The 9,506-nt window shown below is 73.1% G+C and carries 4 protein-coding genes; all 4 read left to right on the forward strand.

Translation table 11 applies throughout. From position 1 onward, the window contains the following. Positions 1 to 261: 261 nt before the first annotated feature. Positions 262 to 1,038, forward strand: coding sequence for a thioesterase II family protein (locus tag ACFWHU_RS14965; protein WP_385799894.1), 777 nt, complete (start codon positions 262 to 264; stop codon positions 1,036 to 1,038). Between the two features lie 39 nt (positions 1,039 to 1,077). Then, a complete protein-coding gene (locus tag ACFWHU_RS14970; RefSeq protein WP_387225152.1) occupies positions 1,078 to 2,112 on the forward strand; it encodes a TauD/TfdA family dioxygenase in 1,035 nt (344 codons plus the stop codon). Between the two features lie 7 nt (positions 2,113 to 2,119). Next, entirely contained in the window at positions 2,120 to 3,997 is a 1,878-nt protein-coding gene (locus ACFWHU_RS14975; RefSeq protein ID WP_387225153.1) for an amino acid adenylation domain-containing protein, read from the forward strand. Between the two features lie 238 nt (positions 3,998 to 4,235). After that, the gene (locus ACFWHU_RS14980) at positions 4,236 to 9,230 is read left to right on the forward strand and encodes a condensation domain-containing protein (RefSeq protein ID WP_387225154.1); all 4,995 of its coding nucleotides are present in this window, start codon (positions 4,236 to 4,238) and stop codon (positions 9,228 to 9,230) included. Positions 9,231 to 9,506 lie beyond the last annotated feature (276 nt).

Below are 9,506 nucleotides of genomic sequence, written 5' to 3' on the forward strand. Positions count from 1 at the left end.
CACCCACATCCGCACCACCCTCCACACCAACCTCACCATCCGCGACATCTTCCAAAACCCCACCCCCGCCACCCTCACCCACCACATCACCACACTGACGGAAGCGGCTCCCCGGCAGCGCAAGCGCCCTGCCCTGCGGCGCCGTACCGAGGCGGGCACCCTCCTTTAGGCCCTGTCCGGCGCTGCGCGCGCTTTTCGCACCCCCCCTTCTTTTGCGACCGCCTTTTTTCACAACCGCCTTTCAGACGAACGGAGTGCAAGGTGATTCCCGATCCCGACGACGTTGTGTGGACGCTCGACGCCGGCGACGCCGCCGACGTGCGTACGTCCCTGCTGGTCCTCCCGCACGCCGGCGGAAACGCCCACGCGTACACGGAATGGCGGACGTTCCTGCCTTCCGACGTGCGGCTGCTGATCGGCCAGTACCCCGGCCGCGGCGCCCGCTTCTCCGACCCGCTCCCCACCGACGTGGACGACCTGGTCGGCCCGATCCTGGAGAGCCTGCCGGCCGGGACCGACGACCTGGTGGTACTCGGGCACAGCATGGGCTCGCTGGTCGCCTTCGAGGTCGCACGCGCCCTCACCCTGGCCGGCCGCGCCCCGCGCGCCCTCATCGCCTCGGCGTGCCGGGCACCGTTCATGGCCAACCCGAGCACGGTCCACCCCGAACGGCTCACCGACGACGAGCTGGTCACGGCCATCAAGGCACGCGGCGGCACCGACGACGGCATTCTCGACGAGCCCGAGCTGCGCGAGATCATCATTCCCTCGATCCGCGCGGACTTCGCGATCGACGACGTCTACCGCTACACCGGCCCCTCCCCCGCGCTGAGCTGCCCGGTGACCGCGATCGGCGGCACCGAGGACCCGGTCGTACCGCTCGACGCGCTCACGCGATGGGCCGAGATCACCACCGGCCAGGCCGTGTTCGAGTTCCTGCCGGGCGGCCACTTCTACTTCCAGCAGCAGTTGGAGCGCTTCTTCGGCCTCGTCAACTCCGTGGTCTCCGGGGCGCCCACCCCGCACGAATTCGCCTGACCCACCCCACCCGTCCAGCCGATCAGAAGGAATCACGCGATGTCGCCCACGGCCACCGCCACTCCCGCCACCGCTCTCGATGTCAGCAGGGAAGCGGGCAAGCCCGCGGTCCTGCGGACCCCCTCGTTCGACGCGATCGAGCCGGCGATCGACTGGCTCACCGATCAGCGGTCCGCGGTCAGGGACGAACTGCACCGCTCCGGCGCCCTGTTGATTCGCGGGCTGGGGGTGGGTGACGCGGCCGACTTCGGACGGGTGCGTGATGTTCTCATGCCGAGCAGAGCCGGCTACAAGGAGAAGGCCACGCCGCGCACGGACTTCGGCGAGGGCGTGTTCTCGTCGACCGACCTGCCCGCCGTCCAGCCGATCCGGCTGCACAACGAGAACAGCTACACCCTCGACTTCCCCGGCACCCTGCTGTTCGGCTGCGTCACAGCCCCCACCGAGGACGGCGCGACGACGGTCGGCGACATGCGCACGGCGCTGCGCCTGCTGCCCGCCGATCTGCGCGACCGGTTCATGGCCAAGGGCTGGCTGCTGACCCGTAACTTCTCCGAACTGGCCGGTCTGCCCTGGCAGAAGAGCTTCGCCACCGAGGACCCCGCCGTGGCCGAGGCGTACTGCCGTGAGAATGCCATCGGCTACGAGTGGCTGCCGGACGGCGCGCTGCGCACCCGCCAGCGGCGCTCGGCGGTCGTCACCCACCCGGTCACGGGCGAGAAGTCGTGGTTCAACCACTTCGCGTTCTGGAACAACCGGACGCTGGACGCCGACGTCCGCGAGGTGCTGCTGGAGACGTACGGGGACGACGGGCTGCCGTTCGACACCTACCTCGGCGACGGCACCCGGCTGACGGCCGACGAGGTCGACGCGATCAACCGCGTCTACGACCAGGTCACCGTCCGGGAGACCTGGCAGCGCGGCGATGTGATGCTGGTCGACAACGTGCTCAACGCCCACGGCCGGGAGTCCTTCAAGGGTGACCGGAAGATCCTGGTGGCCATGGGCGACCCCATCACCCTGGACGCCTGCCGTCCCGAGACCGCGCCGGCGACGACCGCGTTCGGGGAGTGAGCGGAAGATGACGACCGCACATCCGTACAGCGAGAACACGGGTTCGGCACCGGCCGGAGCCGGGGCGGCGGACCTGCTGGCCCGGCTCGCGGCCGTACCGGCCGACCGCCCCGCCGTGGTTGCCGGGGACCGGGAGCTGACCTTCGGTGAGCTGCGGGCCGAGGCGGGGCGCGTCGCCCGGCTCCTGGCCGGGCGCGGGGTGGGCCCGGAGAGCGTGGTGGCGCTGAGCCTGCCTCGTGGCGCCGACCTGGTGGTGGCGCTGATCGGCACGCTCACCGCCGGCGCGGCCTATCTGCCGGTGGACCCGGCGCTGCCCGCGGAGCGCAGGAGGTATCTGGTCGAGGACTCTGCCGCCGATCTGCTGGTCGTCGCGGACGGCGTCGCGGACGCCGCCGCCGAACCGTCCGACGGGCCCGACCGGGTGGCCGTCGGTGAACTGACCTCGCTCGTCGGCCCGGTGGTGGAGGGCGGCTTCGCCCCGGTCGCGGTCGGTGCGGACGGCCTGGCGTACGTCATCTACACCTCCGGCTCCACCGGGCTCCCCAAGGGCGTCGAGGTGAGCCGGGGCGCCGCGTCGGCGCTCCTGGCCGAACTGGAGTCCGAAGGAATCGCCGCTCCCGGGCCGGGCAGGGTCGGCTGGAACGCGTCACCTTCCTTCGACGCGTCGGTACAGCAGTGGGTACGGCTCTGCCGGGGCGACACCCTCGTCATGATCGACACGGAGACACGGTCCGACCCGGCGCTGCTCGCCGCACTGATCGGGGACCGGTCGCTGACCGATCTCGACATCACCCCGTCGCACGCCGAGCCGCTTCTGGAGCACCTCCCGCCCCGTGACCCGGCGGCCGACGGCCCGCTCACCCTGCTCATCGGCGGTGAGGCGATCGGCCCCGCCCTGTGGGCGCGCCTGGCGGAGCTGGTGGACGAGGGCGCGCTGCGCGCGGTCAATCTGTACGGCCCGACCGAGTGCACCGTGGACGCCACCGCCGGGTGGATCGCCTCCGGCGACGGCCCGCACATCGGGGCTGTCCTGCCCGGCCTGCGCATGCGGCTGCTCGACGGCGAGCTGCGGCCGGTCGCGGACGGAGAGACCGGCGAGCTGTATCTGGCCGGTCCCCGGGTCGCGCGCGGTTACCGTCGGCGCCCCGGTCTGACCGCCGAGCGGTTCGTGGCCGACCTGTCGGCGGACGGTTCGCGGATGTACCGGACCGGTGACCTGTGCCGCCGGCTGCCGGACGGCCGGCTCACGTACCTGGGCCGCGCCGACGGCCAGGTCAAGGTCCGTGGTCACCGCGTGGAGCTGTACGAGATCGAGGCGGCCGTCACCGGGCACCCCGCCGTCGCCGAGGCCGCGGTGGTCCTGCGGGACGACGTCAACGGGAGCGCCGGGCTCGTCGCGTACTACCGCGCCGCGCGCACGGTGACCCACGCCGAGCTGCGCGAGCACCTGACGGCGACGCTGCCGGGCTACATGGTGCCAGCGGTCCTCATGGAGGTCACGCGGTTCGCCACGACGCCCAGCGGCAAACTGGACCGGGCCGCGCTCCCCGCCCCCGTGGCCGCGGCGCCGGTGGCCGACACGGCTGCTCCGGTCGGTGGCCCGGCGGCGGACGAACCGACCGGACCCGTCGAGCAGTTGATCGCCCGGGTCTGGGCGCAGGTGCTCGACAGGCCCCGGATCGGCGCCGACGACAACTTCTTCAAACTGGGCGGTCACTCGCTCCTGGCGATCAAACTGGTCGCGGGGGTCCGCAGAGAGCTGGGGGTGAGCCTTCCGGTGAAGACCGTCTACGCGCACCCGCGGCTGCGTGACCTCGCCGGGCGGATCGAGTCGATGCTCGCCGCCCGTGAGGACGAACGGCAGCCGGCGGGCGTGTCGGCCTGACCGGCGCCGCTCCGCCGGCGCGGCGCCGGCCCCGAGCCGGTGCCGCGCCCCGCCCGGGGCCTTCCTCACGGGAGGGCCTGGGCCCTGTGTGTCCCGCGCGGCGCTCCCCTCGCTTGTCCTGCCCCGTTCCGGTTCCGTCCGCCGTTTCCACTTCCGTCCCGCTGCCCGCGCCGCCCGGACTCCCGAGGGCGGACCGGAGGGCGGCGGGATCGTTCAACTCCCTGAGGTGTCTGGAGGAATGACTGTGCTCCCGTTGTCGTTCGCGCAGCGTCGGCTGTGGTTCATGAATCGCCTGGAAGGCGCGTCGGCGACCTACAACGTGCCGGTCGTGCTGCGGCTGGGCGGTGTGCCGGACCGGCACGCGCTGGCCGCGGCGGTGTCGGACGTGGTGCACCGCCACGAGGTGCTGCGTACCGTGTTCCCCGCCGTGGACGGCGAGCCATACCAGCGGATCCTCGACGGTCCCGGACCGGAGCCGGAGCGGGTGAGGTGCGCGCCCGACGCCGTGGACGCCCTGGTGGACGCGTTCGCGCACGAGCCCTTCGACATCACAGCCGAACGGCCTTTGCGGGTAAGGCTGTTCGTGACGGGTCCCGATGAGTCCGTGCTGGTGCTGCTGCTCCACCACGTGGCGACGGACGGCTGGTCGACCGGACCGCTGCTGAGGGACCTGTCGACCGCGTACGCGGCGCGGTCGGCGGACGCGGCCCCGCAGTGGGAGCAACTGCCCGTGCAGTACGCCGACTACACGCTCTGGCAGCGGGACATGCTCGGCGACGCGGACGACCCCGACAGCGTTCTCGCCGAACAACTGGCCTTCTGGCAGGAGGCATTGGCGGACGTGCCGCCGGTGCTGGAGCTGCCGACGGACCGGCCGCGACCGACGGAGCCGTCCGGCCGGGGGGATCTGGTGAAGGGCTGGATCGGCGCCGGGACCCACGCCCGGCTGCTGGAACTCGCACGGTCGCGGCGGGCGAGTCTGTTCATGGTGGCGCAGGCGGCCCTGTCGGGTGTGCTGGCGCAGGTGAGCGGGCGGGACGACATCGTCGTGGGCTCGGCCGTGGCGGGACGCCCGGAGGAGGAGCTCAACGATCTGGTCGGTTTCTTCGTCAACAGTCTGGTGCTGCGTACCGATGTGTCGGGCAACCCCGCCTTCACCGAACTCCTCGACCGGGTAAGGGAGATCGGCCTCGCCGCATACGCCAATGACGACCTGCCCTTCGACCTGCTGGTCGAGCACCTCAACCCGGCCCGTTCGCTCTCCCACCACCCCTTCTTCCAGACCATGCTCACCCTCCAGAACGGCACCGACCCGGGCGTACGGCTCGGCGACATCCCAGGCGCCGTCGAGCCGGCCGGGCTGCGCACCGCCAAGTTCGACATCAACGTCTTCTGCACGGAGGTGTACGGCGAGGGCGGGGAGCCCGGCGGTGTCGAGGTGTGGTTCCAGTACGCCACCGACCTGTTCGACGCACCGACCGCGACCCTGCTGCTCGACTTCTTCACCCGCGCGCTCGACGCCGTCGCCGCCGACCCCGCCACCCGCGTCACCGACGCCGTCGCCCTCACCGACGCCGAACGCCACACCCTGGCCGAACGCCGCGAGCGAGTGGCGGACGCCGGGGCACGGGCCGACGCACAGGCCGACAGCGGGGCGGAGGAACGGGCAGCGGGTGACGCGGACGCACACGCCGGATCCGGGGGCGCCGCCGGGGCGGCACGGTCACCGCGCGAGGAGATCCTGTGCGGGCTCTTCGCCGCGGTGCTGGGCAGGGGGCGGATCACTTCGGACGACAACTTCTTCCGCAACGGCGGGCATTCACTGCTCGGTGTGCGCCTGGTGAACCGCGTCAGATCCGTGCTCGGCGTCGACCTCGGCATCCGTGACCTGTTCCTCGCCCCCACCCCGGCCGGGCTCGACCGGCGGCTGGACGAACTGGCCGGCGGATCGGGGCGGCCCGCGCTGGTGCCGGTGGAGCGCCCCGAGCGGGTGCCCATGTCGTTCGCGCAACGCAGGCTGTGGTTCGTCAACGAGCTGGAGGGGCCCAGCCGTTCGTACAACATCCCCGTCGTGCTCCGCCTGGACGGACGCCTGGACGCCGACGTACTGGCGGACGCGCTGGCCGATGTGGCCGAGCGCCACGAGGTACTGCGCACGGTGTGCGGTGTCGTGGACGGCGAGCCGTACCAGCGGATCCTGACCGGGGTCCGGCCGCCGCTGGACGTCGTGCACACCGACGAGGCGGGCCTGACCGGGGCCGTGGACGCGGCGACGGGCCAGATCTTCGACCTCGGCGCCGACATCCCGCTGCGCGCGCGGCTGCTGGAGCTGGACGACTCGGGCGCGCAGGTGCTGGTGGTGCTGGTGCACCACATCGCGGGCGACGGCTGGTCGTTGGAGCCGCTGCTCGCGGACCTGTCGGCCGCCTACACCGCGCGGCTCACCCAACAGGCCCCCGATTGGCGGCCGTTGCCCGTGCAGTACGCCGACTACGCGCTCTGGCAGCGCGAGGTACTGGGCGAGGAGTCCGGCCCGGAGAGTGTTCTCGCACGGCAGCTTCACTTCTGGCGGGCCGCTCTGGACGGCGCCCCGCCGGTGCTGGAGCTGCCGGCGGGGCGGACCCGCCCGGCGGTCGCGACCCACGACGGCGCGCTGGAGCCGTTCGCGCTCGACGCGGACGTGCACGACGCGCTGGCGCGCATCGCCGGGGAGAGTGGCGCGACGCTCTTCATGGTCTTCCAGGCCGCTCTGGCGGTCACGCTGTCGAGGCTCGGGGCGGGGACCGACCTGCCGATCGGCACCGTCGAGGCCGGGCGCGGCGACGCAGCACTGGACGATCTGGTGGGCTTCTTCGTCAACACCCTGGTCCTGCGGACGGACGTCTCCGGCGATCCCGCCTTCACCGAGCTGGTGGCCCGGGTCCGGGACGCCGATCTGGCCGCGTACGCGCACCAGGACGTCCCGTTCGAACAACTCGTGGAGCACCTGAGCCCGGACCGTTCCACCGCCCATCACCCGCTCGTCCAGGTCATGTTGCTCCTGCGGAGCGCGGGGGGCCCGGTCGGTGCGGGCGCCGCCGGCCGGTCCGCGCTGTCCGGGTCCGACGTCCTCTTCGACACCGGACGTGCGAAGTTCGATCTGACGCTGGCGCTGACCGAGCGGCAGGAGGCGGACGGCGCGCGTGCCGGTATCACGGGTGTGCTGGAGTACGCGACGGATCTGTACGACGCCGCCACGGCCCGGCTGGTCGTCGACTGCCTCTCAGCGGTCCTGCGGCAGGTGGCAGCGGCTCCGGAGCGCGGGATCGAGGAGATCGACCTCCTGTCGGCGGCCGACCGCGCGGCGCTGTTCGCCTCCGGCGCCGGGCACGTCCCGGCGTCCGATGCGCGGATCACGGAAGTCTTCGCACGACACGTCGCGTCCGACCGGGACGCCGTCGCGCTGATCGCGGCCGATGGGCGGATGACGTACGGCGAACTCGACGCCGCCGCGAACCGGCTCGCGCACGGTCTGGTGGCGCGCGGAGTGGGACGCGGTGACGTGGTGGGCGTGCTGCTGGAGCCGGGGACACCGCTGGTCGTCTCGGCGCTGGCGACGCTCAAGTCCGGTGCCGCATATGTGCTGTTGGACCCGGCGGCGGATGGGCGCCCGGACGCGGGGCGTCTCGCGGGGAGCGGGCTGGCCGCGTTGGTCTGCGCGGCCCCGGAGGCGGCGGACCGGCTGGGCGCGGCTCGGCCGGCCCACGTCGTCGTGCTTGACACCGACGGCGGTGCTGTGGCGGGGAGTTCCGCGGTGGACGCCGGGGCCGATCCGGGCGCCCCGACGCTCGCGGGCGACGCGTCCGACGCGGCGTACGTCCTGCCGGGCGCGCCCGACGCGCTGTTCTCGCACCGCGCCGTCGTGGCCGCCGCCACGGACGGCGCGCTGGTGCCTGCTTCCTCCGGGCGCCCTCCGGAGGTATGGCTCCAGCACGCGCCTGTCACCTCGGGGCGGTTCGCCCTGGAGCTGTGGGGTCCGCTGCTGACCGGCGCGGCCTGTGTGCTGTGGTCCGGCGGAAGCGGGCGGCCCGAGGCGATCGCGTCGCTCGTCGTCGAGCACGACGTCACCGCCACGACGCTGCCGGGCCGCGTGTTCGACGTACTCGTGGACGACCATCCGGAGGCGTTCGCCCGGCTCGGCGTGGTGATCACCTGCGACGAGGCGCCCTCGCCCGGCCAACTGGCTCGTGCGCAGGGTCTGTTCGGGCAGGTGCGGATCGCGTACGGCCATGGTGCGCCGGGCAGCGCGTTCGGCCACGGCGGCACCGTGGGGAACGGGCCGGGTGCGGCGGCCTTCGGAGAGGGATCCCGCTATGTCCTGGACGGCAGACTGCGTCCGGTGCCCGTCGGTGTGCCGGGAGACCTGTACGTCGCGGGTCCGCGAACAGCGGACGGGTTCCCGGACCGGCCCGGGGTGTCGGCGGCGGTCTTCACGGCCGATCCGTTCGGCCCCGCGGGCAGCCGGATGCACCGTACCGGCGAGTCGGCCGTCCGGACGGCGGACGGGACCCTGCGCGTCCTCAGCCGTCGCCGGGACGAACCGCCGACGGTGCGGGGGCTGCGGGTGGAGCCACGGGAGATCGAGGCGGTGCTCACCCGGCATCCGTCCGTCCGCCGGGCCGCCGTGCTCCTTCGGGAGGACGAACCCGGCGAGCACCGCCTGGTCGCCTACCAGGTGGCGGCAAGCGAAGGTGTGCCGGACGTGGCGGTGGTACGGGCGGCCGTGGCCGAGGCGCTGCCGGCGCACTGGGTTCCGGCGGAGTTCGTCGTACTCGACGCGCTTCCGCTGACGCGGGAGGGCCGGCTCGACCGGCTCGCTCTGCCCGCCCCGGAGGACGTGCGGAGGGTGGAGGCAGAGGTGCCGCGTGACGCGCGGGAGGAGGTCCTGCACGGCCTGTTCGTCGAGATTCTCGGCGGCAGACAGATCGGCAGGGACGACAACTTCTTCCGGGTGGGCGGTCATTCACTGCTCGCGGTGCGGCTGGTGAACCGGATCCGCTCGGCGCTGGGCGCCGAACTGACCCTGCGCGACGTGTTCAACGCACCGACCGTCGCCACGCTCGCGGAGCGTCTGCCCGCGAACGGTGCTCCGGGGACCGCGCCGCTCCCCCAGGAGACCCGCCCCACGCTACGCCGCAGGACCCGGGCGGGCAGCCGGGTATCCGACACGGCGGTACCGGCGGGCCGCGCGTAGGCCGACTTGGTGGGGCCGCTCTCGTAGGGGGGCGGCCCCTCACCGGTGACCACGCGGGCCGTCTGCCAAGAGGAGCGGCTGCGACGTGCTCGCCACGCGTCCGGCCGCGTGAACGCACCGACGTACCGTCAACTCCGCCCCGCGCGGGGCCTCGTGCGGACAGCCCCGAGGTCCCGCGTCGGCGGACAAGCCGCCGCGACGTGGGCCGGAGCCAGCGTTCACGTACGGCCGGCGCCCTCACACACCGCCCGTCGCGGCCCGCGCCGACGCCCACTC

Source organism: Streptomyces sp. NPDC060366, assembly GCF_042725135.1.
Lineage (GTDB): Bacteria > Actinomycetota > Actinomycetes > Streptomycetales > Streptomycetaceae > Streptomyces.

Coding starts and splice junctions, on each gene's coding strand:
- ACFWHU_RS14980 (WP_387225154.1), top strand. CDS start 4,236: ATGACTGTGCTCCCGTTGTCGTTCGCGCAGCGTCGGCTGTGGTTCATG.
- ACFWHU_RS14975 (WP_387225153.1), top strand. CDS start 2,120: ATGACGACCGCACATCCGTACAGCGAGAACACGGGTTCGGCACCGGCC.
- ACFWHU_RS14970 (WP_387225152.1), top strand. CDS start 1,078: ATGTCGCCCACGGCCACCGCCACTCCCGCCACCGCTCTCGATGTCAGC.